Genomic DNA, 25,426 nt, shown 5'->3' with positions numbered 1-25,426 from the left:
CCCCAGGACGACATCATCTGGTTGCCGTTGGCGAAGGGAGTTTGAGATGTTGAAGTACTGCGTTCGCTGCGTGATGCCGCACACCAAGCCGGATCTGCATATTGACGAGGAGGGCGTCTGCAACGCTTGCCGCTCCTTCGAAAAACGCAAGGAGGTCGATTGGGATCAGCGTAAGAATGAACTCCTGGCGCTGCTCGAAAAGCATCGACGCCATGGCAGTAATTGGGATTGCATCGTTCCGGTGAGTGGCGGCAAGGACAGCACTTACCAGGTAATTCGGATGTTGCAACTGGGTTTGAACCCGCTGTGTGTCACCTCGACTACCTGTGACCAAAGTGAGAACGGTCGACGGAATATCCAGAACCTTCAGCGTCTAGGCGTGGATCATGTTCAGTTTTCACCCAATCCACTCGTGCGTGCCAAGCTCAATCGCATCGGACTGACTGAGGTCGGTGATATTGCATGGCCTGAGCATGTGGGTATCTTCACAATCCCTGTACGTGCGGCTGTGCAGTACAACGTACCTCTCATTGTCTGGGGTGAAAACTCGCAGAATGAATACGGCGGGCCGGCGGCAGCTACCGAAAACAACACCCTAACCCGGCGCTGGCTGGAAGAGTTTGGCGGGCTTCTGGGGCTACGCGTGTCCGATCTTTCTGAGACTTACGGCATAGAGCCGCGCAGCCTGCTCCCTTATCAGTATCCTTCGGATGAAGATCTCCAGCGGGTCGGGGTAACCGGACTTTTTCTCGGGCACTATCTGCCTTGGGATGGGCTTTCCAACACTTTGATTGCCCAGGCCCATGGCTTTGTTACCTACGATAAGCCAGTTGAAGGGTCGATGGTTAACTATGAGAATCTGGATAACCATCAGCACGGAATTCACGACTATTTCAAATACCTGAAATTTGGCTTCTCTCGCGCCACTGATATCGCGTGCCTGCATGTACGGCGTAAACGTATCACGCGACAGGATGCCATTGAAATCGTCAAGGCGCGTGACGGCAAATTCCCCTGGACCTACCTGGGTAAACCGCTCGCGGAAATTCTCGAGCCGCTGGAAATGACCACGGACGAGTTCATCAAGATCTGTGACCGGTTCACCAACAAGAAGATTTTCAAGCGTGATGCATCCGGCGTGTTGATCAAGGATCGACACGGCAACCTCATGAAGCTGAACCACGACAACGTATGAAAGTCGCCATCGTCAATTATGGGGTGGGCAACCTGAGCTCGGTACGCCGAGCCTTCGAGGAGCTGGGTGCCGAACCGGTAATCGCCAATCACCCGTCAGCACTGTACGACGCGAACCGTATTGTGCTGCCGGGTGTCGGGGCGTTTAAGGAAGGCATGGCCCATCTCGATCACGGTGGCTGGAGCGAGGCACTGCGTGAGGTAGTGGGCGAGCAAGGCAAACCGTTGCTGGGTATTTGCCTGGGCATGCAGCTGTTGGCCAGCGAGGGACATGAGAACGGCGTTACGCCTGGACTTGGATTGATCCCCGGTCAGGTGCGACGCCTGGACGAACTGGGCTGCACGTTGCGTATTCCGCATGTAGGCTGGAACGAAGCGTGTCACGATGGTAGCGACGTTCTTTTCGAAGGTATCCCGGACAGGTCGGACTTCTATTTCGTGCACAGCTACGCCTTCGTTCCTGAGGCGCTTGAGCATAGGCTGGCGACCGTTCCTTACGGCGTCGACCTGACTGCGGCCGTGCGCCGGGATCATGTCTTTGGTTGTCAGTTTCACCCGGAGAAAAGCTCCAAGGCGGGACGACGTCTACTTCGTAACTTTCTGAGCTATTCGCCATGTTGAAGGTTCGTGTCATCCCCACTTTGCTCTGGAAGGGGCTGGGACTGGTGAAAGGTGCCGGCTTCGATAGTTGGCGGCGGGTTGGGCCGGTGCTGCCTGCGATCAAGGTCTACAACGCGCGCGATGTGGACGAATTGATTCTGGTAGATATCACTGCGACTCAGGAAGGCGAATTACCGGACCATGATTCGGTCAATGACTATTCCGAAGAATGTACTGTGCCGCTGACAGTAGGTGGCGGCATCACCAGCGTGGAGCAGGTGTTGGCGCTGTTGCACAGTGGTGCCGACAAAATTGCCATCAATAGCGCTGCCTATGCCAATCCTCTATTGATTGAGGCGGCAGCCTCGCGTTTTGGTGCGCAATGCGTGGTGGCGAGCGTTGATGTCCGGCGCATGGATGATGGGAGCTATCGCTGCTTCAGTCATGCTGGCACCCAGGATACCGGTCGTGAGGTGGAGCAGTGGGCCAGAGAGCTGGCTGCGCGTGGAGCAGGCGAGATTCTGCTGACCTCCATCGAACGGGACGGCACCATGGGTGGATATGACCTGGCACTGGTGGAAAAGATTGCCCGGGCCGTGGATATCCCCGTGATTGCTTCCGGGGGGGCCGGCAGTTATCAACACATGATTGATGTGGTGCAGCAGGCGGGGGCTTCGGCCGTTGCTGCCGCCAGTATCTTCCACTTCACCGAGCTGACACCTGCCGGCGCCAAGGCTGCAATGCAGGCTGCCGGCATTCCGGTGAGGCGCAATTTCCTGGGTGAGGCGAGTTCTTGAACATAGTTCTACGTGTCGATGCCGGCCAGAGAATGGGGACCGGGCACTTCATGCGTTGCCTTACCCTGGCCGACACCCTCGCGCAACGTGGCGCACAGTGCGTTTTCCTGTGCCGCGAGTTGCCGTCGCATCTTGCGCAGTTGCTGGCGCGTCACGGGCATGCGCTGCGCAGCCTGCCTGCCCGCGAGAACGACACGCCTGACACCGGATTGGCGCATGCCGATTGGTTGGGTACCACCCAGGTCACGGATGCCGCAGATAGTCTGGAAGCATTGCTGGGGCAGGCATGGGACTGGTTGATTGTCGATCACTATGCCCTCGACCGGCATTGGGAGATGCGCCTGCGACAAGCCGTGCGCAGGATCCTGGTGATCGATGACCTGGCGGATCGTCAACATGAGTGTGACCTGCTTCTGGATCAGAATCTGTATCAAGACATGCAGTCGCGTTATGACGGCAAGGTGCCCGAGGTATGCCAGCTGCTGCTGGGGCCGCGCTTCGCGTTGTTGCGCGACGAATTCCGTCGCCTTCGCGTGAATCTGCCTCCGCGTGGGGAGGAGATCAAACGGGTGCTGGTGTTCTTCGGCGGCGTCGATGAACACAATTTCACCGGCCAGGCGCTGGCCGCTGTGCCAGGTATTGCTCAGGCAGGCGTTGAGGTCGATGTGGTGCTCGGTGCGTTGCATCCGCAGCGTGCTGCCATCGAGACCCTGTGCCAGCACCAAGGTTACCGTTGTCATGTGCAGACCACGCGAATGGCCGAGCTGATGGCCAGCGCTGATCTGGCGATTGGCGCAGGTGGGACGGCGACTTGGGAGCGATGCAGTCTTGGACTGCCGACATTGGCACTGAGCACTGCGGACAATCAGACTCGACAGCTGGCCGATGCGGCAAGCCGGGGCCTGGTCTATACCCTTCAGGCTGGGGAAGATTTTCAGGCGGATCTCGCGCTACACCTGAAAGCCCTGCAGCAAAATCCTGCGCTGCGCACGCTGATTTCGAACCAGGGCATGGCTGCCGTGGATGGCCTGGGCGTGCAACGCCTGGCTGCGCACATGGGGTGCACCGGCGTAGACATGCGTGCCGCACAGCCAGAGGACTCGTCCGCTCTATATCGCTGGCGCAACCACCCCTCGATCCGCGCTGTTTCTCGAAATACCGAGGAAATTGCCTGGGAGGATCACTGCCGCTGGTTCGCGTCAGTACTCGCAGATCCGCAACGCAAGCTGTTGATAGGCGAACAGGGCGGCGAGCCGGCGGGGGTTGTGCGTTTTGACCTGGAAGAAGGTGGCCAGGCCGAGGTTTCCATTTACCTGGTGCCCGACGCGGCCTCGCGCAGCCGCGGTGGTGATCTGCTTCAGAGCGCCGAGGACTGGATTGTCCGGCATTGCGCCGATGTGCGTTGGCTGCACGCGCAGGTCAAGGGCTCCAACAAACGCTCCAATGGGCTGTTCATGGCCGCAGGCTATGACATCGACATCACTCGATTTTCAAAGAAGTTGCATGAGCTATGACTGAATCATTCAAAATCGCAAATCGTCACATCGGCCCTGGTCATGCGCCTTTCGTCATTGCTGAAATGTCAGGCAACCATAACCAGTCCCTCGAGCGTGCTCTCGAAATCGTCGAGGCGGCGGCAAGCACCGGCGCCCATGCCCTGAAGATTCAGACCTACACCGCGGATTCGATGACGCTGGACCTGGATGAGGGCGAGTTCCATATCAGCGACCCCAACAGCCTGTGGGCCGGTACTTCGCTGTACAAACTCTATGGCGAGGCGTTCACTCCGTGGGAATGGCACAAGCCGATCTTCGACCGGGCGCGCGAGTTGGGGATGATCGCGTTCAGCACCCCTTTCGATGACAAGGCAGTCGATTTTCTCGAGGCGCTGGACGTTCCCTGCTACAAGATCGCTTCCTTCGAGAATACGGACCTGCCGCTGATTCGCCGTGTGGCAGCTACGGGCAAGCCGTTGATCATTTCCACCGGCATGGCCACGGTGGCGGAACTGGACGAAAGCGTGCGTGCTGCGCGGCAGGCCGGTTGCAAGGATCTTGTCTTGCTCAAGTGCACCAGTACCTACCCGGCGACGCCACAGAACACCAATATTCTGACTATCCCGCATCTGCGTGAGTTGTTCGGCTGCGAAGTCGGATTGTCCGACCACACCATGGGTATCGGTGTGTCCGTAGCCAGTGTTGCGCTGGGCGCGACCGTGGTCGAAAAGCACTTCACGCTAAGCCGTGCCGACGGCGGGGTCGACAGTGCGTTTTCGATGGAGCCTGCCGAAATGGCGCAGCTGGTCATCGAAACCGAGCGCGCCTGGCAATCCCTGGGACGTGTCAGCTATGGCGCCACCGCTGCCGAAGAGAAGAGCCGGGTTTTCCGCCGCTCCATCTATGCCAGCGAGGACATCGCAGAGGGCGAGCTGCTGTCGCCGGCCAACGTACGCATCATCCGGCCAGGTCTGGGGTTGCCGCCGAAGTACTTCGAGCAGGTGATAGGCAAGCGTGCGAAACAAGCCATCAAGCGTGGCACGCCGATCGGCTGGAATATTATCTAGTGCGGCAGCCAAGCTTTGCGCAATTACTCGAAATTGAGAACGACCCCGCGTTTCTGACGTTTCGCTGCCCCCGCAGCGGAGCGTTGCTTTGGCCTCTGGTCCGTAACCAGTTTTATCGCCAGTTGATTTCCGACCTCTACTACCAGGAGGCACCGTTGATCGCTGCCGTGCCCGCCGTGCCGCGTGGGCAGGCGCTGGCATCGCTTGCCCGTGTCGCTCGACACAATCTGGGGCAGAGGCGCTTGAGTGGTGATGTTCTGGTGATCGGGACGGGAGCGGGCAGTTTCCTGCGCGAGGGGCGCTGGTTCAATCGCATTACCGACTATCTGGCGCAGGCATCGCCGCCGGACACTGTGACCGTTGAAGGTGTGGTGGACTGGAACGTACCCCGGCCGCGCTGGAATCAGCGGATTTCCTACTGGTTGCCGTGGCAGGGGGCTATTACGGTAGCCGGACGGTTGTTGCAGCGAGATTCGCATGTTGAAACCGCTCGTGAGGTGCTGGCATACGCCAGACAGCGGGCGCATGACCTTCTCGATTTAAGCATCGCCGAGACACAGATGGATATGCTGGTCGGAATGCTGGCCCGCAAGCTGGCTCGCCTGCCGGTTGTCCATCATGCCTATCGGCGTCTGCTGGAAAAGGTTCGGCCGCGCTTGATACTGTTGGAGCAGGCTTGTTATGGCGATTTTTCGCCGATCAACCAGATTGCCCGTGAAATGGGCATCCGTGTCGCCGAGCCGCAGCACGGCATGGTGTCCGGTGGTCACGATGCCTATTGCTATGCGCCATTGCTGCGCGACAGTGCCGAATACAAAGCGTGTCTACCGCACGATTTTCTCGGTTATGGCTCGTGGTGGAACAAGCAGATCAATGTGCCGGTGGAGAAATGGGTGATCGGGCATCCCCATTACAGTGAGCAGCGACGCGGTATGTCACTGGCCAAGGGCGTGCAGAACGATATCCTTCTGTTGGGCGATGGTATCGAGTTTCCACTCTACGTGGCGTTGGCCACTGAGCTGGCTGAACTGTTGCGCGGGCAGTACCGTATCGTGCTGCGTCCGCATCCGCTGGAGCGTGTCGAGGTCTATCGGCGTTACCCTGACGGCAAGATCGGGGACGTCTTCATTGATACCAATCGGGACATCTATAGCTCTTTCATCAGCGCACATGCTGTAGCAGGCGAGGTTTCAACCGGGTTGTTCGAAGCAATCGGAATAGCCGGTAAGGTCTTGTTGTGGGAAACCCCCAAAGCTCAATTCAGTTATCCCAGCCATCCGTTCTCCGGATTCGTGGATGCCAAAGGTTTTGTCGAAGAGTTGCTCAAGCCTGAGGGTTCCGGGTTGCCTGTTATCGATGAGGATATCTGGGCGAGCGACTGGGTGAGCAACTACAAAAACTATCTTGGCCACGTGCTTGACAAGGCTGGCTGAATATTTCCCAGAAGAACGGGCCTGGGTTCCCGGCCTCGCTGGTCGGCAAAATGGATCAGAACAGGGTATCCTGCCTCGCTTTGAGCGGGCCTGATGCAGGGTGGTACTGGCCTGAAAGCGAAGCAACCTAATTCGATAGTGAATACTGGCCGTGCAAAAAATTTCTGTGATCGATTATGGCTGCGGCAATCTGGCCTCGGTCGTCAACATGATTCAGCATGTCGGCGCAGCGGCGCAGATCATCCACTCGCCCGAGCAATTGGCCGATGCTGGCAAGCTCATCCTGCCCGGTGTAGGGGCCTTCGATCATTGCATGGGCAACCTGCGCGATGCCGGTTGGGTCGCGCCGCTGGAGCAAGCGGTCTTCGAACGCCAGGTGCCCATCATGGGCATCTGCCTGGGCATGCAATTGCTGACCCGTGGCAGCGAGGAGGGGCAATTGCCCGGACTCGGATGGATCGATGCCCATGCGAAACGTTTCCGGCCGGAAGATGTAACGCTGAAGGTGCCGCACATGGGCTGGAACGAAGTGCATCAGATGCGCGCAGATGTTCTGTTGCCGCCATCGGAAAGCCCGCGACGTTTTTACTTCGTGCACTCTTACCGGGTTGAATGCGCTGATCCCGATGATGTCCTGCTGCAGTGCGAACACGGTGAAACGTTCGTCGCCGCGTTCCGGCGGGCGAATATCTGGGGCTTCCAGTTCCATCCGGAAAAGAGCCACAGGTTCGGCATGGAACTTTTCCGACATTTTCTCGAGGTGTGACGTGCTCAAGCATCGTGTGATACCCGCGTTGCTGCTGCGCGAGGGTGGTCTGGTCAAGACCCAGAAGTTCGGCAAGCACAAGTACGTCGGTGACCCGGTCAATGCCATCCGTATCTTCAATGAGAAGGAAGTGGACGAACTGGTGGTGCTCGACATCGATGCCAGCCGTCAGGGCCGTGAGCCCGACTACGCGCTGATCGAGAGCATCGCCGCAGAGTGCTTCATGCCATTGGGTTACGGCGGTGGTATTTCCACGATCGAGCAAGCACGTCGAATTTTTTCTTCCGGGGTGGAGAAAGTTATCCTGCAGACCTCCGTGCTGGGCAATCCGAGGCTGGTCACCGAGATCGCCGAGCGCTTTGGCAGCCAGAGCGTCGTGGTGTCCGTTGACGTCAAGCGGGACTGGCTCGGGCGCTATCGCCTGTGGTCGTCTTCGGCGCGTCGCTCAATCGGAGATGACTGGCTGTCGGCTCTAAAGGAGCTGGTCGCGGCGGGTGCCGGCGAAGTGCTGTTGAATTCGGTTGACCGTGATGGCATGCAGCAAGGGTATGATCTGCGCTTGATTCAAAGCGCTGCACAGGCAGTGGATGTGCCACTGATTGCTCTCGGTGGTGCGGCCGGACTGCAGGACTTTGTAGAGGCGACCAAGGCTGGCGCCTCTGCCGTTGCTGCCGGAAGCCTCTTTGTGCTTCAGGGCCCGCACCGTGCGGTGCTCATCAGCTATCCAAAATATTCAGAGCTCGAGTCGCTTTTCAGGGGTAAAGATGTATCCTAAAGAACACAGGGTCTGTACCCGCTGCGTAATGGATGACAGTGCATCCGGTATATCTTTTGATGAACAGGGCATCTGCAATTTCTGTACATATTTCCAGGAGCGCGTCAACGGCGTGGTTTTCGCTCAGGAAACCGAACGTGCGCAGCGGCGCAAGGCTTTCATCGAGCAGGTGAAAAAAGCCGGTGAGGGCAAGCCGTACGACTGCATCATCGGGCTTTCCGGTGGCGTCGACAGCTCCTATGTAATCCATCTGGCATTGGCCGAGGGTCTTCGACCACTGGCCGTGCACATGGACAACAACTGGAACTCCGAGTTGGCGGTCAACAACATCAAGAACCTGGTGACCAGCCTGGGTGTCGACCTGTACACGCATGTTATCGACTGGCCTGAGTACAAGGGGCTGATGCAGTCGTTTTTCGACGCGGACGTGATTGACGTTGAGCTTCTCTACGACAACGCCATGCTGGCGGTGAACTACGAACAAGCCAGGCGCTACGGCATCAAGTACATCCTCTCGGGAAGCAATTCGGCAACCGAGGGCATGCCGATGCCTGAAGACTGGAACTGGCGCAAGTGGGATAAACGCAACATCAAGGCGATCGCTCGTCGCAATGCAGTGCGCATCAAGACCTTCCCGATCATGGGAACCTTGGGCTACATCTACAACCGTGTATTGCGCGGTATCAAATGGGTGTCGTTTCTCGATTTCTATGATTACCAGAAGGACGCGGCGCTGGACTTGCTTGAAGACAAATACGCCTACAAGCGCTATCCGTACAAGCACTATGAGTCGGTATTCACACGCTTCTATCAGGGTTACATCCTGCCGCAGAAGTTCGATGTGGATAAGCGCAAGTTGCATCTGTCGACCCTGGTGATGAGTGGGCAGATGACCCGCGAGCAGGCACTGTCGCACCTGCAGCAATCGCCTTATGCCTCGTCTGAAGAGCTTGATCGTGACCGCAAGTACTTCCTGAAAAAGATGGGATGGACCGAGAGCCAGCTGGAGGCCTACCTGCAAAGGTCGGCCAAGCCGCACGACGCCTATCCCAGCGAGCGCTTTGCCTGGGACTTTATCCGCAAGCTGTATCAGATGAAGCGTTCTTCCTGAGTCTGTTCGATAAGGCCTGTCGGCTCTGATCTGTTAAGGGTTTTTCTTTTGAAAGTCTTGTTTTTGCACCCTGCGGCAGCGTTTGGCGGTGCCTCGAAAAGCCTGATCGAGTTGTATGCCATGTTGCGTGGCGCAGGAGTGCGCGGCACTGTGCTGACGCCCGCTGGGCCGGTCTGCCAATCCTTTGCCGAGGCAGGACTGCAGGTAGAAGCGGTCAGGGGGCTGAGTCAGTTCGATAACACCCGCTACGGTTACTACCGCAAGGTGCGCTGGCTCATCCTGCTGCGCGAGCTATTCCTGCTGCCGTTCTCGCTGCTCGGATTGTGGCGCCTGCGCCGTGAGCCTTTCGATCTGATCCACGTCAACGAAGTCACCCTGTTGCCTCTTGCGGTGGTTGCCAAGTGGATGCTGCGCGTGCCGCTGGTGGTACATGTCCGCTCATTGCAGCGCAAGCCGGGGGCCGGCTTGCGTACTCGCTGGGTGAACGCCCTTTTACGCCGTTATGCCAACGCCGTAGTGGCGATCGACCATACGGTGGCCGCAACGCTCGAGCCGAATTTGCCGCTCAGCATCATCCATAACGGGCTCAAGGTCGCCGGGCAAATCCCGGCCTCGGAGCCCAGGGGTGATGACGAGGTGGTCAGGGTCGGTTTTCTGGGGGTGCTGATTCCGCTCAAAGGCATCTTCGAGCTGGTCGAGGCGATGCGTATTCTCAAGGGGCGAGGCGTACGTATCGAGTGCCTGGTCGCTGGCGAGAACGCGCGCCAGCTCTCTGGTTTCAAGGCTTGGGTGCTCGGGAAATTCGGCTTCGCGCGGGATATGCGTGCCGAGCTCGAAGCGCTGATCCGGCGTGAGTGCCTGGAGGAACAGGTCAAGCTGCTCGGATTCGTGAGCGATGTCCGCACGCTCTACCCGCAACTGGATATCCTCTGCTTCCCTTCGCACCTGGATGCGGCTGGCCGGCCGGTGTTTGAAGCGGCTTTCTATTCCGTTCCGAGCGTCGTGGCGGTGACCGATCCGGTGCCCGACGCCCTGGTACATGAAGTCACGGGGTTGGCGGTGCCGACGCCAGATCCGACGCTGATCGCCGATGCCCTGCAGCGGATGGCCGAGGCTCCGCTCTGGCGCCGGCAGCTGGGTACGCAAGCCAGGAGCTGGGCGGAACATACATTCTCGATCGAAGCCAATGCCGTGCGTATGCTCGATCTTTATCGGCATATTCTTTCATCACAGGCAAGTCGTTGAGTCATGCGAATTCTGATGCTGTCCCAGTATTTCTGGCCGGAAAGTTTCATCATCAACGATATCGTGCGGACCCTTGCCGAGCAGGGGCACGACGTTGTGGTTACTACCGGCAAGCCCAACTATCCGGATGGCAACGTATTTGAAGGCTATCGCGCGGCGGGTACTCAGCGAGAACGCTATGAGGGGCACATCGAGGTGCTGCGTGTGCCACTGTGGCCGCGCGGTAAAGGGGGGGCGAAGAACCTGATTCTCAACTACCTTTCGTTCGTGTTCGCCGGGTTGCTTTACCTGCCCTGGATGCTGCGCAAGCGCGAATTCGATGCGATCCTGGTCTTCGCACCCTCGCCAGTCACCCAGGCGATTCCGGCCATTCCCCTCAAGTGGCTGAAGAAGGCGCATCTGGCGCTCTGGGTGCAGGATCTGTGGCCGGAAAGTCTGTCTGCCACCGGTTTTGTGCGCAATCGGCATTTGCTCAAATTGGTGGGCTGGATGGTCAGGGCGATTTATCGCCATTGCGACACGCTGCTGGTGCAGTCGCGCGCTTTCGTCGAGCCGGTGGCTCGCTATGCCGCACGCGAGAAGATTCAGTACTACCCCAACTCTATGGATGTGCGTAGTGAGCGGTCGGTGGTGGAGGTTCCCCTGGAGCTGGACGCGTTGCTCAAACAACACTTCTGTGTGGTGTTTGCCGGCAATCTGGGCACTGCCCAGGCCCTGGATACGCTGGTACAGGCGGCGGAACAGCTGCGCGATGAACCGGATATCCGCATTGTGCTGGTCGGCAGCGGAAGCCGCCTGGACTGGCTCAAATCGCAGCAGCAGGCGCTGGCGTTGGACAATCTGGTGTTGCCAGGGCGCTTTCCGATGGAGGCAATGTCTGCGATTTTCGAACGCTCATCAGCCCTGCTGGTATCGCTTAATGATGAAGAAGCCTTCGCCCAGACTATCCCCAGCAAGATTCAGGCGTACCTCGCCGCTGGACGGCCGATTATCGCTTGTATGAACGGCGAGGGTGCTAGGGTGGTCTATGAAGCTGGAGCGGGGCTGACCTCGCCTGCCGAACAGGTGTTGCCGCTGGTTACCAATATCCGACGCATGAAAGCGCTGGGGCCGGCTGAGCGAGCGGTCATGGGGGAGGCGGGCAGGGCCTACTTCGATGCGCATTTTGAGATGGACAGTCAAGTGACCCGTTTGGTCGAGTTGTTGCAGCGCTGACGGCGCAGGGCGAACCTGCCCGCTTAAGGAATAGATAATGCGTGTGATGGTCTTCCCCGTCGCCTTCATGGCGAACACCTTCGCCATGATGGTGGTCATGATCGGACTGAGTCTGTTCGGAAAGTCCGCTCTGGCGGCGGATTTCGGACTTATCCACGGTGCCACGGTTGCGCTGTTCTACTCGTTTTCCGGCAATGCGCGCAGTCTGATTCTCTCTGAGTCCGGCGCTATCGATGCTCCCGGGATCCTTCGACTACGCCTGATTTTGCTGCTGCCGTTGGGCATGCTGGCGTGGATGCTGTGTGCCGGGGTTGTGGATAGCAGCTGGTTGTTTGTTCTGCTGCTGGTGGTGCGTCGCGCTGCGGAATGGCTGGCTGAAATCTTTCTCAGTGAACAGGAGTTGCGTCACCAGGAACGCGCAGCAATCCGCTTCCTGCTTACCCAGGGCTGTCTCAGCCTGGCGCTGCTGCTGGCGCTGCTAAACGATGGCCCTCTGTCTACACCCATGACGTTGCTCTGGGCTCTGTCGCCGTTGCTTGGATGCATGAGCCTTGGGCTTCCAAAGCGTGCCCTGAGCAGTGGCGTACCGCTGTTTTCCAGCATTCGGCTTATGTTGCCGCACTTCGGTTCGACCGCGGTTATCGGTGTGTCGGTTTACGTGTTCCGACTGTTCATCTTGTTGGTGGCGGACAAGCAGGTGGCCGGCGATCTGTTTTCGGCCTTTGCCTTGGGCGGCATTCTCGGTGCGGTTTTCTCCCAGGCATTGGGTCCGACCATGGTGCGGCACGAGCGGCGCTCGGCAGGTCCAGGGCGTCTGGTCAAGATGTTCAATCTGATGCTGGTCGTCATGCTGCTGGCCGGTTTAGTGCTGGTGGCCGGGGTGTGGAGCATTCCGCATTTGCTGGACTGGACGGAGAAGGACCAGCTCTTCTGGCTGGCTGTGGGTTGCTCCTTGATGGGGGGGGTCGTGATGGTGCTGGCACAGCGCATCCGTCTGCGCATTCTCCAGGATGAGGCCGGAGGTGATGTGTTCGGTTCGGACATGTTGTCGAACATTCTGCTGATAGCGAGTATCCCCTTCTTGTATTACGGGATCGGTGTCAACGCTCTGGCGCTGCTGTACTTGCTGGGTGCACTCCTGTCCTGGGTGTTCTATGCCAGCGAACGTCACGGCCTGCTTTCCTGGCGTGATTCGGGCTGGTTCACGCAGAAAAACTTGCTGTTGCTGATCGCGCTGGTGATATTTCTGCCCGTGTTTTTCCAGCTCAATGGCGGGATTTTCCATGATCCGTCCCATAGTTTCAGCCACGGAGGGGTTCTGGCTTTGTTACCGATTCCCCTGTCGGTACTGGCCTGTTACTTGGGTATGGTGTTGCTCGGTCGCTACTCGCACGCGCGCCTGGCATTGCTGAGTCTGTTTTTCGTTTTCATTGGCATGCTATTGACCAGTCTGCTGCTGGGTCTGGACACGAGCGGAGGGGGGAGTCAGAAGATGATATTGCTGATCCAGTACATCCTGCCGATGTTCGCTCTCGTGCTTGGGCAGCAGTTTGGCATGCGTGAAGGAGCGCTGACGTTGGTTGCCAAGGCCGCGCTATTCATTCTGCTGACGGTAGTACCCTTGCAGTTACTGGCGACTCTAACTTCAGGTGATGTACTGCTTTCGCCCTCTGTCTATATCTTTAGTATCTATCAACACCTGCAGTATGCTTCCTTGTTGTTTGTTGCGGCCTTCGTGCTGGCGCTGTTCACGCTCTGGGGGCGTGCGGGTTTTGATGGATGGCTGCGCGCCTTGACCTTGCTGATGGGCGGCTATGTGATTTTGTCCTGGTCTCTGCTTGCGATGCTACTCTTCGTGCTGGCGGTATTCTGCTTTGTTGCGCAGCAAGGGGCGCGAGAGCGACGCCTGGCATCTTTGCTGGTCGTACCGCTGTTGGCGGTGTGCGGGGCGCTGCTGTCGTTCCTGTACATGCACTACGTGTCGCAGGCAGAAGTGCCAACACCGCTATCAGAGGCGACCGATCTTTCCATGCAGGCGCTCGAGGGACGGGTCGGTTATCTGGAGAGTTGGATGTTCTATATCGATGGCATTTCCGCGAGTTGGACCAATGCCCTTTTCGGTCATGCTACGTCGCCAGAGAGGGGGTTGTACCCCAGTGCGCTCAACTACTATCTCGATTTCGCTTACAACTTCGGTCTACTGGGATTGTTGCCGCTAATCGCGCTGGCTCTGTATAGTCTTGTGCTCGTATGCCGGCGGTGGCGGGATTTTTGGGCGCACAGCCCATACATGGGCCTGGCGCTGGTGGTCATTTTCATGCTGGTAGTCGACAGTGCCTTCAAAGTCGGTCTGCGCCAACCGTACTCTGGTGTAATCATGTTCTTTTTATGGGGTTTGTTGCTGGCGGTGATTTCTCTGCCAAGAGCGCGCCTTTCAACGGTTAGTGGAAATGTTGTCTGAGGGATTATGCGCTGGGATATTCTGATTAAAGGTACTTGGCTACTCGTATTAGCGGGAATTGCGCTTATCGGTGCCTGTGCATTGGCCGAATATCAGGGAAGTGCATGGGTTTATATACTGTTCACTGTGCTCTCGACGGCGGTTCTGTTCTTTGGCTTCGGTCGCGGTGCGATTTTTTTCGATTCCTTCATTGGTGTCTTGCTGTGGATCGGCTTCTGGCTGAAGTTCAGTGTGCACACAGCTTTTTCCCATGGCCGTTTCAACATTTCGGTAGGTGCTTTCGACGCAAGCCCCGCTTCGCTGGATCAGGTGTTACTGGTAGTTTGCTGTGCTCTGGCGGCAATTTTACTCGTGCGGTTTATTCGTCAGCGCTTCTTTTTTAGTTATCCCGATACGATGCCGGATATCTCCTATACCGGGTTGTATGCTTTTTATCGAAAATATCGAATCGCACTGCTGACCGCCTTTATTTTGGCTGTGTTGGCCGTCTGCATTTCCAATGCATGGTTCGGTATTTACCAGAGAGGCCTGGTTGAACGGGTGAAGTTGCCTTTCGGGCTTAATGGTGTTTATGCCTGGTTGTTGATGTTTGGGATGGCGTCCGTTTCTGCAATCATCTTGCGTTTTGAGTTCGAATTGAACCGAGATCGTTATTGGGTCGCAATCGTCATCGCTCTCCTGGAGGTGGCATTGTCCAATGTCTCCTTGTGGAGTCGAGGTATGATCCTCAACGGGTCTGCCTTGATGTATGGTGCCGTGGCGCAGTTTCGGCGGCAAGAGCCTCGCTTGCGTTTAGGGTTGGCGGGATTTGTTGTAGTGGTTTTCGGTACCTTATTTGTCGCATCGGTGTTGTCTGTCAACTACTTGCGGGCTAAAACTTATTATACTGATTACACCCCGGCTCAGCGTGAAGGAGCGGTTGTAGAACAAACGTCCACTCTTTTTCTTGATCGCTGGGTGGGTGTGGAAGGTGTCATGTCTGTGGTGGGTTCAACAGACAAAGGTTGGCCGATGTTCAAAGAGGCACTTTCCGAGAAATTCGATAAAACGGTTAACTCGTTTTATGACAAGCATTTTGTGGAGTCTTCCTACGATAACTCCCGCGGTGATGGCACGCACTTCGTTTCCTTGCCAGGATATATCGCATTTCTGTTTTATCCTGGGTCCTATCTCTTTTTGTTCTGCGCAGTATTTGCGTTCTCAGTAGTTGCAGCGTTTGTTGAGTACATGGTTTACCGGCTGGGTGGAAAGAACCTGGTGTTCTGTGCGTTGATAGCGCAGGTTATAGCTTTTCGCTATACCAGCTTTGGTTACGTACCATTGCAAAGCTACATGCTGTTCGGCTCCATATTGTTGAATGTTCTGATTCTATTTTCCGTTGATAGATTTCTGCGCTATTCCTACAAGACTTGAAATTTTAAGAAGGTTTACGATTCATGGCACGGGTTCTGGTTCTTGGTGTTACCGGCATGCTCGGCAATGCTGTTTTTCGTGTGTTCTCTGCTGATGCACACCATGAAACATGGGGTACGCTGCGCAGTGCGTCGGCGCTCCGGAATTTTCCGTTGCAAGCGCATGAGCGTTTGCTGGTTGGCGTAGATGCGCTCGACCAGGATGCGCTGGCGGCGGCATTCTCCCGGGTCAGGCCAGATGTGGTGATTAACTGTGTCGGGCTGATCAAGCATTTGGCCGATGCAAAGGATCCGCTCACCGCTCTGCCGATTAATGCAATGCTGCCGCATCGGCTGGCCCGGTTGTGCGAGCTGAGCGGTGCGCGGCTAATCCATGTCAGCACCGACTGCGTGTTTTCCGGGCGTAAGGGTGGCTACCTGGAGTCCGATACGTCGGATGCAGAAGATTTGTATGGCAAGTCCAAGTACATCGGTGAGCTGCATGATTTGCCCCATGCGATCACGCTGCGTACCTCGATCATCGGGCATGAGCTGGGTTCGAGCCATGCATTGGTCGATTGGTTCCTGTCCCAGCAGGGGAGCGCAAAGGGATTTACCAAGGCGATCTTCTCCGGGCTGCCGACGGTTGAACTGGCGCGGGTCATGAAAGACTTCGTCGTTCCTCACTTGAGTCTCAATGGCCTGTATCATGTCGCTGCCGAGCCTATCGCCAAGTTCGATTTACTGGCTTTGGTCGCCTCTGAGTACGGCAAGCAGATTGATATTCGGCCCGATGATGCACTGGTCATTGATCGCTCGCTGGACGGTTCACGTTTTCGTGAGGCAACTGGCTACGTGGCGCCGGGTTGGCCAGAGCTGATTCGCAGGATGAATACGGATCGTTGAATATTGGTGATTTTGACTGTTGTTGGTGCTGCTAGACGTTTTGGGTAATTTGTAGCCGACGAGCTAGATGGCTTTATCTTAAATTGCGCTTCGTTGCGAAGCCCCATGATTCAGAAGGTTTACATGTTCGACGACAAGGTATTGATGATCACCGGTGGCACCGGTTCTTTCGGCCATACGGTCCTCAAGCGTTTTCTCAATACCGCTGTGCGCGAGATTCGCATCTTCAGTCGCGATGAGAAGAAGCAGGAAGACATGCGTATCGCCCTGGCCAATGACAAGGTCAAGTTCTACATCGGCGATGTTCGCGATTACGACAGCTTGCGTCAGGCGATGGTCGGTGTGGATTACATCTTCCATGCTGCGGCGCTGAAGCAGGTTCCGTCCTGCGAGTTCTATCCGATGGAAGCGGTGCGCACCAACGTGCTGGGCACCGAGAACGTGCTGAACGCGGCCATCGCCAGCGGCGTGCAGCGGGTTGTGGTGTTGAGCACTGACAAGGCGGTCTATCCGATCAACGCCATGGGCATCTCCAAGGCAATGTCCGAGAAGTTGATGGTCGCCAAGTCGCGCATGATCCCGGCCAATGGCCCGGTCATTTGCGCGACCCGTTATGGCAACGTCATGGCCTCGCGCGGCTCGGTAATTCCGTTGTTCGTCGACCAGCTTCGCACGGGTGGCGCACTGACGGTGACCGACCCGGAAATGACTCGCTTCCTCATGTCGCTTGAAGATTCTGTTGATCTGGTTCTGCATGCTTTCGAGCACGGCCAGCAAGGCGATCTGTTCGTCCAGAAAGCCCCGGCCTCGACAGTCGGCGACCTGGCCGAAGCGCTCAAGCAACTGTTCGGCAAGAAAAACGATGTCAAGGTGATCGGTACTCGCCACGGCGAGAAACTGTACGAGTCGCTGGTTTCTCGCGAGGAAATGGCCAAGGCCGAGGACATGGGGCGTTATTACCGGATTCCGGCCGACAACCGTGACCTGAACTACAACAAGTACTTTGTCGAGGGCGAGGAACGTATATCCGAGTTCGACGACTACACCTCGCATAATACCGAGCGTCTGGATGTACCGGGTATCAAGGAGCTGTTGCTGAAACTCGATTACATCAAGGAGCAACTCGATGCTTAAGGTCATGACGCTGGTCGGTACACGTCCCGAGCTGATCAAGATGAGCCGGGTCATCGCCGAGCTGGATCGCCAGGTCAATCATGTCCTGGTGCACTCCGGGCAGAATTACGATTACGAACTCAATCAGGTGTTCTTCGACGACCTGGAAATCCGCAAGCCGGATCATTTCCTCGGCGCTGCCGGCGATACGGCTGCCAAGACCATCGCCGAAGTCATTGCCAAGTCCGATGAAATCTTCGAACTGGAAAAGCCTGACGCCTTGCTGCTGTACGGCGACACCAATACCTGCCTCGCGGTGATTTCTGCCAAGCGTCGCAAGATTCCGGTGTTCCATATGGAGGCGGGCAACCGCTGCTTCGACCAGCGCGTGCCTGAAGAATTGAACCGCAAGGTGCTCGATCACCTCAGCGACATCAACATGGTGCTGACCGAGCATGCTCGCCGTTACCTGATCGCCGAGGGTATTCGCCCTGAAACGATCATCAAGACCGGCTCGCACATGCAGGAAGTCCTCGAGCACTACATGCCCAAGATCGAGCTGTCCGATGTGCTGACGCGCAGTGGCCTCGAGCAGGACAAGTTCTTCATCGTCAGTATCCACCGCGAGGAAAACGTCGACACGCCGGACAACCTGCGCGATTTGCTGGATACCCTGCGGGCCCTGGCCGATCAATATGGTTTCCCGTTGATCGTTTCGACTCATCCACGTACGCGCAAGCGTCTGGAAGCCTTGGGTGAATCCCTTGATCACCCGTTGATCCGCTTCGTCAAACCTTTCGGTCTGCTGGACTACATCAAGCTGCAGATGTCGGCGTTCTGTGTGCTTTCTGACAGCGGCACCATTACCGAAGAAGCGTCCTTGCTTAACCTGCCTGCCGTCACCCTGCGCAACGCCCATGAGCGTCCCGAAGGGATGGATGAAGGTACGCTGATCATGAGCGGCCTGAAGCGCGGTTCCGTGATGGATGCGGTGCGGGTGGTGACCAGCCAGCATTCTCGCGAACAGCGCAAGGTGCCACTGGTGCCGGATTATCAAGGCGGACCGGTTTCGCTGCAGGTGGTTCGCGTTGTCCTGAGTTACACCGACTACATCAATCGCACGGTGTGGAGCAAGGCTTGAGCCCACTATGATGCGAGTCCTTTTGACGGGGGCCAGCGGCTTTGTCGGGTCTGCGGTCCAGGCTCGTCTGCTGACTGATCCTCAATTTGCAGTGCGTGCTGTCTATCGACAGCTACCGCCGCAGTCCTCGCCCCGCCTGGAAGTCTGTCAGGTGTCCGGACTTGAGCCGGACACCGACTGGCAGGTGCCGCTCGAGGGCGTCGAAGCCGTGATTCACTGTGCTGCCCGCGTGCATGTCATGAACGAGCGCGAAGCCGATCCGCTGGCCGCCTTTCGTCGGGCCAATGTGCAGGGGACGTTACGTCTTGCGGAGGAAGCAGCCCAGACCGGTGTCCGGCGTTTCATCTATCTGAGTTCGATCAAGGTCAACGGTGAGGGCACACTGCCCGGCCACCCTTATACGGCCGATGACCAGCCCGCTCCGCTGGATCCTTATGGTGTCTCCAAACTGGAGGCTGAGCAGGCATTGCAAGCCCTGGCGGCGAAAACCGGTATGGAAGTGGTGATCATTCGTCCGGTGCTGGTCTATGGCCCTGGGGTGAAGGCCAACTTTCGCAGCATGATGGGTTGGCTCAATAAAGGCGTGCCATTGCCGCTGGGAGCCATTACCAACAAGCGCAGCCTGGTGGCCCTGGACAATCTGGTCGACCTGATCGTGAGCTGCATCCATCATCCCGCCGCTGCCAATCAGGTTTTCCTGGTGAGCGACGACGAGGATCTGTCCACCAGCGATCTGCTGCGACGTATGGCCCGGGCTTTGGGCCGGCCGGCGCGCTTGCTGCCATTGCCGATGTGGCTGTTGAGCGGCACTGCGCAACTGCTGGGAAAAAAGGCCTTGTCGCAGCGTCTCTGCGGGTCGCTTCAGGTTGATATCGAGAAAACCAAAGCGTTGCTCGAATGGACCCCGGCGATCAGTGTGGATGGGGCGTTGGCAAAGACCGCGAAAGACTTTCTGGAGCCGCGAGTGTGACAGGGAGAGGGTGGATTGCAGGCAGTAAGTCGAGCGAAGGGAAATCGTGTAATGCGTGAGCGTTTATTGAATCTGCCGCGTAGCTATAAGCGCGTCTTGCAGTTGCTGATTGACATAGTGCTGGTCTGGGTGGCGCTCTGGTTGGCGTTTGTCGTGCGTCTGGGTATTGAGCGACCCGTGAATCCTTTCGGGGATTATGCGTGGCTGTTCGCGGCTGCGCCGGTCATTGCAATCCCCATCTTTATCAACCTCGGCCTGTATCGCGCGGTGATGCGTTATTTCGGCAACGATGCCCTGCTCAGTATCTTCAAGGCCGTGACCTTGTCGGCGCTGCTGTTGACGGTCTACGTCTATTTGTACCGCCCTGGCGTACTGGTACCACGCTCGCTGATCGTCAATTACTGGTGGCTGAGTTTGTTGATGGTCGGCGGCCTGCGTTTGTTCATGCGCCAGTATTTTCTCGGTGACTGGTTTCTCGCCGGACAGCATGTTCCTTTCCTGCGCCAGGACGATGACGCCACCAGGGTCGCCATCTATGGTGGCGGGGCGGCAGGCAATCAGCTGGTGGCAGCACTGCGCATGGAGAAGGCGATGCGTCCGGTCGCCTTGATCGATGATGACCCGAGCATTGCAGGTCGGGTGATCGCCGGTCTCAAGGTTTATCCGTCCAAGGATATTGAACAGCTGATCGAGGAAACCGGTGCAACAGAAGTGTTGCTGGCCATTCCATCGGCATCACGTGCAAGGCGTCGAGAGATTCTGAGTGCGCTTGAGTCTTATCCATTGCACGTGCGCACGATTCCGGGGTTTATGGATCTGGCCAATGGCCGGGTCAGTGTCAGCGATCTGCAGGAAGTCGATATTATCGATCTGCTCGGGCGAGACTCGGTTGCGGCGCAGCAGACTCTTTTCGAGCGCTGCATTCGTGGCCAGGTGGTCATGGTGACCGGAGCGGGCGGTTCCATTGGTTCCGAGCTGTGCCGGCAAATCCTCACCAGCAAACCGACGGCACTGATTCTGTTTGAACACAGTGAGTTCAATCTCTACAGCATTCATAGCGAGTTGGAGAGATTGATCCAAAGCGAGGGGCTGAACCTGGAGTTGGTGCCGATCCTCGGTTCGATTCGCAACAGCGAGCGTCTGCTGGATGTGATGCGCACCTGGAGCGTGAAGACGGTCTATCACGCCGCGGCCTATAAACATGTGCCGATCGTCGAGCATAACGTTGCCGAAGGCGTGTTGAACAACGTCCTCGGGACCTTGCAGACTGCGCAGGCGGCCGTGCAGGCGGGGGTCGAGCACTTCGTGCTGATCTCCACCGACAAGGCGGTGCGACCGACCAATGTCATGGGGTGCACCAAGCGGCTGGCCGAGATGACACTGCAGGCCCTGAGCCGCGAGTCCAATCCGCTGCTGCTGGGTGAGCACTTCACGGCGCCTTGCACCAACGCGACCCGGTTCACCATGGTGCGTTTCGGCAATGTGCTGGGTTCGTCCGGTTCGGTGATCCCGCTGTTTCGCGAGCAAATCAAGAATGGTGGGCCGATTACGGTGACCCATCCGAACATGACCCGCTATTTCATGACCATTCCCGAGGCCGCGCAACTGGTGATCCAGGCGGGCTCAATGGGGCAGGGTGGCGACGTGTTCGTGCTCGACATGGGGCAACCGGTGAAGATCGCCGACCTGGCGGAAAAGATGGTCCACCTGTCCGGCCTTTCCCTGCGTAGCGAAGAGCGACCGAATGGGGACATTGCGATCGAGTTTACTGGCCTGCGCCGAGGCGAAAAGCTCTATGAAGAGTTGCTGATCGGTGACAACGTGTCCCCGACCGAACACGCGATGATCATGCGCGCCGACGAAGAGCATCTGCCGTGGGAAGACTTCAAACAGGCGATTTCAGCGCTGTTGGAAGCCGTTGCGGAGGATGACTATGTGCAAGTTCGCACGCTGTTGCGCGATACGGTCAACGGCTACGAACCCGAATGCCACATTGTCGACCTGATTCATGAGCGCCGTCAGAAGTCGGGTTGTTCCGACGACGTTTGACGGATACGGAGGCTGGGTGTAAATCCGCCAGACGAAAAAAAGCCGCGTTTCTCGATCGAGAAGCGCGGCTTTTTTCTTGTAGGCTTAGGCGCCGTCTTGGTCTTTCAGGTGCTCGAACAGGCCTTTTGGCATTTTCTTGCCATTGGCTTCGAAGTTGGCTTTCACGTTGTCGTAAGCCTCTTGCTCGTCGATGAAGCCGTCGTGGTTGGTGTCGATCTTGTCGAAGTTGGACTTCGGCGCAACTTTCTGGAATTCAGCGCGAGAGACCTTGCCGTCACCATCGGTGTCGGTTTTTGCCATCGATGCATCGCCACACTTGCCTTCGCCGCATTTGCCTTCAGGGGTCTTCACCACTTGTTCGGCCGAGGCCAGCAGGTAGCCCTGGGTCAAAGGCTGCGAAGCGAAAGCGGCGCCGGTCAACATCATGCCGCCTGCAAGGACAGCACCGAGCAAACCGATAGTGTTTTTGGTGGTACGGGACATTTCAAATCTCCTGGGTTGCACAACACAACCGTTCGAAAAAGGACGCCACGTAAGTGCGGCGATAACCGTAGCTGGCGAGGTGCCTTGCCCGGATGTGGCCATTTAACGGTCGGGGTGTATCGCTACTGTGTCGCGCAAGGGGGAGTTTGTAAGCGAAGGGGCGAAATCGCGGGGGGAGATACAGTGAGACACACATGTGTTTGCAGGCTGGACCGAGGTGCCCTCATTCGCGGGCAAGCCTCGCTCCTACAAGATCACCACTGACCTGTAGGAGCGAGGCTTGCCCGCGAAGAGGCCCGAATAGACGCCGAAGATTTTAGTGCAACTTCAGCCGCGGCTCAGTCCCGCGCCCGATCTTGCTGCCCAACATCAACATCGCCGTACGAAACGCGCCATACAGCGCCATCTGGTGCATGCGGTACAGCGACACATAAAACATCCGCGCCAGCCAGCCCTCGAGCATCACGCTGCCGGTCAGGTTGCCCATCAAGTTACCCACAGCCGAAAAACGTGACAGCGAAATCAGCGAGCCGTAGTCGGTGTACTTGTACACAGGCAACGGCTTGCCTTCGATCCGCAGCTTCAATGACTTGGCCAGCAATGACGCCTGTTGATGCGCAGCCTGGGCGCGCGGCGGCACATTGCGATCGGTGCCCGGCTGCGGGCAGGCCGCGCAGTCACCGAAGGCGAAGATGTTTTCGTCGCGGGTGGTTTGCAGGGTCGGCAGCACTTGCAGCTGGTTGATGCGATTGGTTTCCAGACCGTCGATGTCCTTGAGGAAACCCGGCGCACGAATGCCGGCGGCCCAGACCTTGAGGCTGGCGTTGATCACTTTGCCGTCGGCGGTGATCAGGCTGTCGGCGGTGACTTCACTGACGGCCGCATTGGTCATGACGTTGACCCCGAGTTTCTCCAGGGTTTTATGCACAGGCCCGCCGATGCGTTCCGGCAACGCTGGCAGCACCCGTGGACCGGCTTCGATCAGGGTGATGTGCATGTTCTCCGGTTTGATCCGGTCCAGACCATAAGCCGCCAATTCATGCGCGGCGTTGTGTAGCTCGGCGGCCAGTTCGACGCCCGTGGCGCCGGCGCCGACGATCGCTACGCTGATCTGCTGCACCACATCCGTTTGCCCGGCGTGAGCGCGCAAATAATGGTTCAGCAGTTGCTGGTGGAAACGCTCGGCCTGTTTACGGGTGTCGAGGAACAGGCAATGCTGCGCCGCGCCCTGGGTGCCGAAATCGTTGGTGGTGCTGCCGACGGCGATCACCAGCGAGTCGTAAGCCACTTCACGCGCCGGCACCAATTCCAGGCCGGCTTCATCGTAAGTGGCCGCCAACTGGATTTTCTTCTGCGCGCGATCAAGCCCGCTCATGCGACCCAGCTGAAACTCGAAGTGGTTCCATTTCGCCTGGGCAACATAGTTGAGTTCGTCTTCGGAAGAGTTCAGCGACCCGGCCGCCACTTCGTGCAACAGCGGTTTCCAGATATGGGTCAGGTTCGCGTCGACCAGCATCACACTGGCCGTGCCGCGCTTGCCCAGAGTCTTACCCAGACGGGTAGCCAACTCCAGACCGCCGGCGCCGCCGCCAACGATGACAATACGATGAGTCATGGGGATATCTCGCAAGGCTAAAAGAAATCGGTGCAATTACCCGAGCGAGCGCGAAGCAGCTCATAGCGTCAGGTAACTGATAAGTCGGCTCAACAGGCCCAGGCCAATGGTCACTGCCAACACCACCACCAGGAGCATCCACGGCCGGAAAGGCCGGCGCTCGACTCGGTGCTGGGACAGTTGCAGGTACTCTTCGACATGCTTCTGGTCGTCGGGGTTCAGGCGGCTGGTCATATCGGGCCTCGTCAGGGGTAGACGTTGCTGAATGTGTAGAAGCTACAGGGGTTTTTACCCCACGTTGAACGGAGCATAGCCGCTGGCCGGAATCGGCTCGACGCTGACTGTATCGTCCAGGCGAATGATTCCACTTTGTAACACTCGAGCGGTGATTCCGCCATGTCCGCGAACGGCCTGAAAGGTCCCAGGGCCAAGGTTGTTTTGCAGGCGTGCGCAAGGCTGGCACCAACCGGTGGTTTCGAATATCGCCTGGCCGATTTTGAAGCGACGGCCCTTGAGGCTGAACAGGTTGATACCGCTGATAACGAGGTTGCGCCGCAAATCATTAGGCAACACTGGGTCGTCCGGCCGGCCCATCAGCGAACTGATCACCGGCAGATGCTCCCACTGAATCAACGTGACCTGCCGCGCGTTGCGTACGCCAGGGCGAGCGCGATCACCGGTCAACCCGGCTTCAAGCCGCGCCTCTACGGCCTCCAGTTCGATCATCGGCACGTGAGGTTCCGGGCGCACGCCGATCCAGCGGACACGACCCTGTTGCGGCACCTCGGCAAGCAATTCCTGCAATGGGCTCACAAGCTGATCCCGACATCGAAGAGGATGCTGCGCCCCAGGTTGCTGCGCAGAAAGTCCGGTGCATCCGGATGGGCGAACAGCACGCGAGCGAATGTCGGGCCCACCAGCGACAACGAGCGCCAGCCCTGGCGCAAGTATTCGGTGGGCGGCGGGAAATGGCTGTTGAGGTCGAGCACTTCGCGCTTGAGGCTGGCGAAGGCGATGATGTCCAGCTCGCCCAGGTCCATGCCGCGTTCTTTGTAGTTGTGCGCTTTCTTGCGCAAGGTCGGCGCCAGTCTCAGCAGGAATTCATTGGCCGGAATGCGTCTGGGCTTGGCCTCACGGCGCACCAGCGAACTCAGGGAAAACGCACTGCGCCGCCGCTGCAGCTCATCGCGCCACTCATCATTGAGACGCCGGCCCTCGTCGAGCACGAAAAACACTTCGAAATTCGCATCGCGAAACAAAACGTCCGGCGGCTCCCCGGCGGGGGCGAATTCGTCGACGCGGTAAGGAATGTTCAGGCCCTGCAGCAGGCGCTGGCACACCCAACGCTCACGCTCCCATTTGCGGGCATTGGAGAGGAACGCGTTGGCCTGCTCGGCCGCAATGGTCAGCAGGCGTAAATAATCTGAGTCATCCATAGGCCCAAGCTTAGCGTTCAAATGCGATCGCAAAGAAGACAGTTTGTCGGAGAAGAGCAAAAGCCTGCCACGACATTTCTACATCCCACGCCCGGTTCAGGGCATTGCACAAAACGGATAGCGGTCTGCGCAAAGCGGATATTGCCCCGCGCCTGGCAACTT

General features: G+C 57.7%; 23 protein-coding genes. 18 read left to right on the top strand and 5 right to left on the bottom strand.

Annotation, left to right across the window (positions count from 1 at the left end):
- Window positions 1-46 precede the first annotated feature (46 nt).
- The 18 genes from KJF94_RS22300 to KJF94_RS22215 all read left to right on the top strand — a co-directional run bounded on the left by KJF94_RS22300 (window position 47) and on the right by KJF94_RS22215 (window position 21,730).
- On the top strand, window positions 47-1,195 hold the full coding sequence (locus KJF94_RS22300; protein WP_250548190.1) for an N-acetyl sugar amidotransferase: 1,149 nt from the start codon (window positions 47-49) through the stop codon (window positions 1,193-1,195).
- Entirely contained in the window at window positions 1,192-1,815 is a 624-nt protein-coding gene (hisH, locus tag KJF94_RS22295; protein WP_214378842.1) for an imidazole glycerol phosphate synthase subunit HisH, read from the top strand. The genes KJF94_RS22300 and hisH (KJF94_RS22295) overlap by 4 nt, the downstream gene beginning before the upstream one ends.
- Complete coding sequence (hisF, locus tag KJF94_RS22290; RefSeq protein WP_214378840.1) at window positions 1,809-2,591, top strand: imidazole glycerol phosphate synthase subunit HisF; 783 nt, start codon at window positions 1,809-1,811, stop codon at window positions 2,589-2,591. The genes hisH (KJF94_RS22295) and hisF overlap by 7 nt, the downstream gene beginning before the upstream one ends.
- The gene (gene pseG, locus KJF94_RS22285) at window positions 2,588-4,105 is read left to right on the top strand and encodes a UDP-2,4-diacetamido-2,4,6-trideoxy-beta-L-altropyranose hydrolase (protein WP_214378838.1); all 1,518 of its coding nucleotides are present in this window, start codon (window positions 2,588-2,590) and stop codon (window positions 4,103-4,105) included. Before hisF ends, pseG begins: the two co-directional genes overlap by 4 nt.
- Window positions 4,102-5,154 carry a pseudaminic acid synthase gene (gene pseI / locus KJF94_RS22280; protein ID WP_214378836.1) on the top strand — a complete coding sequence of 351 codons (1,053 nt, stop codon included), beginning with the start codon at window positions 4,102-4,104 and terminating at the stop codon, window positions 5,152-5,154. Before pseG ends, pseI begins: the two co-directional genes overlap by 4 nt.
- Window positions 5,154-6,587, top strand: a complete 1,434-nt coding sequence (locus KJF94_RS22275; protein WP_214378833.1) for a hypothetical protein — start codon at window positions 5,154-5,156, stop codon at window positions 6,585-6,587. Before pseI ends, KJF94_RS22275 begins: the two co-directional genes overlap by 1 nt.
- Before the next feature lie 151 nt (window positions 6,588-6,738).
- Window positions 6,739-7,353: an imidazole glycerol phosphate synthase subunit HisH gene (gene hisH, locus KJF94_RS22270; protein ID WP_250548189.1), complete on the top strand. Its 615-nt coding sequence runs from the start codon at window positions 6,739-6,741 to the stop codon at window positions 7,351-7,353.
- A gap of 1 nt (window position 7,354) precedes the next feature.
- Window positions 7,355-8,128: an AglZ/HisF2 family acetamidino modification protein gene (locus KJF94_RS22265; protein ID WP_214378830.1), complete on the top strand. Its 774-nt coding sequence runs from the start codon at window positions 7,355-7,357 to the stop codon at window positions 8,126-8,128.
- Window positions 8,118-9,239 carry an N-acetyl sugar amidotransferase gene (locus tag KJF94_RS22260; protein ID WP_284681133.1) on the top strand — a complete coding sequence of 374 codons (1,122 nt, stop codon included), beginning with the start codon at window positions 8,118-8,120 and terminating at the stop codon, window positions 9,237-9,239. Before KJF94_RS22265 ends, KJF94_RS22260 begins: the two co-directional genes overlap by 11 nt.
- 48 nt (window positions 9,240-9,287) lie before the next feature.
- Window positions 9,288-10,484: a glycosyltransferase family 4 protein gene (locus KJF94_RS22255; protein WP_250548188.1), complete on the top strand. Its 1,197-nt coding sequence runs from the start codon at window positions 9,288-9,290 to the stop codon at window positions 10,482-10,484.
- Window positions 10,485-10,487: 3 nt separating this feature from the next.
- Window positions 10,488-11,699 carry a glycosyltransferase family 4 protein gene (locus KJF94_RS22250; RefSeq protein WP_214378826.1) on the top strand — a complete coding sequence of 404 codons (1,212 nt, stop codon included), beginning with the start codon at window positions 10,488-10,490 and terminating at the stop codon, window positions 11,697-11,699.
- Window positions 11,700-11,736: 37 nt separating this feature from the next.
- Entirely contained in the window at window positions 11,737-14,160 is a 2,424-nt protein-coding gene (locus KJF94_RS22245) for a hypothetical protein (protein ID WP_214378824.1), read from the top strand.
- 6 nt (window positions 14,161-14,166) lie between these two features.
- Window positions 14,167-15,573 carry a hypothetical protein gene (locus tag KJF94_RS22240; RefSeq protein WP_214378822.1) on the top strand — a complete coding sequence of 469 codons (1,407 nt, stop codon included), beginning with the start codon at window positions 14,167-14,169 and terminating at the stop codon, window positions 15,571-15,573.
- Between the two features lie 23 nt (window positions 15,574-15,596).
- Complete coding sequence (locus tag KJF94_RS22235) at window positions 15,597-16,457, top strand: dTDP-4-dehydrorhamnose reductase family protein (RefSeq protein ID WP_214378820.1); 861 nt, start codon at window positions 15,597-15,599, stop codon at window positions 16,455-16,457.
- A gap of 123 nt (window positions 16,458-16,580) precedes the next feature.
- Window positions 16,581-17,591, top strand: a complete 1,011-nt coding sequence (locus KJF94_RS22230) for a polysaccharide biosynthesis protein (protein ID WP_214384935.1) — start codon at window positions 16,581-16,583, stop codon at window positions 17,589-17,591.
- Window positions 17,584-18,711 (top strand): non-hydrolyzing UDP-N-acetylglucosamine 2-epimerase, encoded by a 1,128-nt coding sequence (gene wecB, locus KJF94_RS22225; protein WP_214378818.1) that lies wholly within the window; start codon window positions 17,584-17,586, stop codon window positions 18,709-18,711. Before KJF94_RS22230 ends, wecB begins: the two co-directional genes overlap by 8 nt.
- A gap of 7 nt (window positions 18,712-18,718) precedes the next feature.
- The gene (locus KJF94_RS22220; RefSeq protein WP_375379837.1) at window positions 18,719-19,681 is read left to right on the top strand and encodes a UDP-glucose 4-epimerase family protein; all 963 of its coding nucleotides are present in this window, start codon (window positions 18,719-18,721) and stop codon (window positions 19,679-19,681) included.
- 51 nt (window positions 19,682-19,732) lie between these two features.
- Window positions 19,733-21,730 carry a polysaccharide biosynthesis protein gene (locus KJF94_RS22215; RefSeq protein WP_214378816.1) on the top strand — a complete coding sequence of 666 codons (1,998 nt, stop codon included), beginning with the start codon at window positions 19,733-19,735 and terminating at the stop codon, window positions 21,728-21,730.
- Between the two features lie 84 nt (window positions 21,731-21,814).
- On the opposite strand, the gene KJF94_RS22210 is transcribed toward KJF94_RS22215, so the two are convergent.
- From KJF94_RS22210 to KJF94_RS22190, 5 genes are all read right to left on the bottom strand, one after another.
- Window positions 21,815-22,213, bottom strand: a complete 399-nt coding sequence (locus tag KJF94_RS22210) for an HvfA family oxazolone/thioamide-modified RiPP metallophore (protein ID WP_214378814.1) — start codon at window positions 22,211-22,213, stop codon at window positions 21,815-21,817.
- A gap of 316 nt (window positions 22,214-22,529) precedes the next feature.
- A complete protein-coding gene (locus KJF94_RS22205) occupies window positions 22,530-23,828 on the bottom strand; it encodes an NAD(P)/FAD-dependent oxidoreductase (protein ID WP_214378813.1) in 1,299 nt (432 codons plus the stop codon).
- 60 nt (window positions 23,829-23,888) lie between these two features.
- Window positions 23,889-24,062, bottom strand: coding sequence for a DUF3094 domain-containing protein (locus KJF94_RS22200; protein WP_003185543.1), 174 nt, complete (start codon window positions 24,060-24,062; stop codon window positions 23,889-23,891).
- A gap of 54 nt (window positions 24,063-24,116) precedes the next feature.
- Window positions 24,117-24,641 (bottom strand): MOSC domain-containing protein, encoded by a 525-nt coding sequence (locus KJF94_RS22195; RefSeq protein ID WP_214378811.1) that lies wholly within the window; start codon window positions 24,639-24,641, stop codon window positions 24,117-24,119.
- The gene (locus KJF94_RS22190) at window positions 24,638-25,264 is read right to left on the bottom strand and encodes a DUF1780 domain-containing protein (protein ID WP_214378809.1); all 627 of its coding nucleotides are present in this window, start codon (window positions 25,262-25,264) and stop codon (window positions 24,638-24,640) included. The genes KJF94_RS22195 and KJF94_RS22190 overlap by 4 nt, the downstream gene beginning before the upstream one ends.
- Window positions 25,265-25,426: the final 162 nt, after the last annotated feature.

The organism is Pseudomonas hormoni, assembly GCF_018502625.1.
Taxonomy (GTDB): domain Bacteria; phylum Pseudomonadota; class Gammaproteobacteria; order Pseudomonadales; family Pseudomonadaceae; genus Aquipseudomonas; species Aquipseudomonas hormoni.
This window is presented reverse-complemented; position numbering and strand designations above follow the sequence as displayed.

Excerpts from the sequence above, each read along its gene's own strand:
- KJF94_RS22300 (WP_250548190.1), top strand. The coding sequence starts at position 47 with ATGTTGAAGTACTGCGTTCGCTGCGTGATGCCGCACACCAAGCCGGAT.
- hisH (WP_214378842.1), top strand. The coding sequence starts at position 1,192 with ATGAAAGTCGCCATCGTCAATTATGGGGTGGGCAACCTGAGCTCGGTA.
- hisF (WP_214378840.1), top strand. The coding sequence starts at position 1,809 with ATGTTGAAGGTTCGTGTCATCCCCACTTTGCTCTGGAAGGGGCTGGGA.
- pseI (WP_214378836.1), top strand. The coding sequence starts at position 4,102 with ATGACTGAATCATTCAAAATCGCAAATCGTCACATCGGCCCTGGTCAT.
- KJF94_RS22260 (WP_284681133.1), top strand. The coding sequence starts at position 8,118 with ATGTATCCTAAAGAACACAGGGTCTGTACCCGCTGCGTAATGGATGAC.
- KJF94_RS22250 (WP_214378826.1), top strand. The coding sequence starts at position 10,488 with ATGCGAATTCTGATGCTGTCCCAGTATTTCTGGCCGGAAAGTTTCATC.
- KJF94_RS22245 (WP_214378824.1), top strand. The coding sequence starts at position 11,737 with ATGCGTGTGATGGTCTTCCCCGTCGCCTTCATGGCGAACACCTTCGCC.
- KJF94_RS22240 (WP_214378822.1), top strand. The coding sequence starts at position 14,167 with ATGCGCTGGGATATTCTGATTAAAGGTACTTGGCTACTCGTATTAGCG.
- KJF94_RS22235 (WP_214378820.1), top strand. The coding sequence starts at position 15,597 with ATGGCACGGGTTCTGGTTCTTGGTGTTACCGGCATGCTCGGCAATGCT.
- KJF94_RS22230 (WP_214384935.1), top strand. The coding sequence starts at position 16,581 with ATGTTCGACGACAAGGTATTGATGATCACCGGTGGCACCGGTTCTTTC.
- wecB (WP_214378818.1), top strand. The coding sequence starts at position 17,584 with ATGCTTAAGGTCATGACGCTGGTCGGTACACGTCCCGAGCTGATCAAG.
- KJF94_RS22220 (WP_375379837.1), top strand. The coding sequence starts at position 18,719 with ATGATGCGAGTCCTTTTGACGGGGGCCAGCGGCTTTGTCGGGTCTGCG.
- KJF94_RS22215 (WP_214378816.1), top strand. The coding sequence starts at position 19,733 with ATGCGTGAGCGTTTATTGAATCTGCCGCGTAGCTATAAGCGCGTCTTG.
- KJF94_RS22210 (WP_214378814.1), bottom strand. The coding sequence starts at position 22,213 with ATGTCCCGTACCACCAAAAACACTATCGGTTTGCTCGGTGCTGTCCTT.
- KJF94_RS22205 (WP_214378813.1), bottom strand. The coding sequence starts at position 23,828 with ATGACTCATCGTATTGTCATCGTTGGCGGCGGCGCCGGCGGTCTGGAG.
- KJF94_RS22200 (WP_003185543.1), bottom strand. The coding sequence starts at position 24,062 with ATGACCAGCCGCCTGAACCCCGACGACCAGAAGCATGTCGAAGAGTAC.
- KJF94_RS22190 (WP_214378809.1), bottom strand. The coding sequence starts at position 25,264 with ATGGATGACTCAGATTATTTACGCCTGCTGACCATTGCGGCCGAGCAG.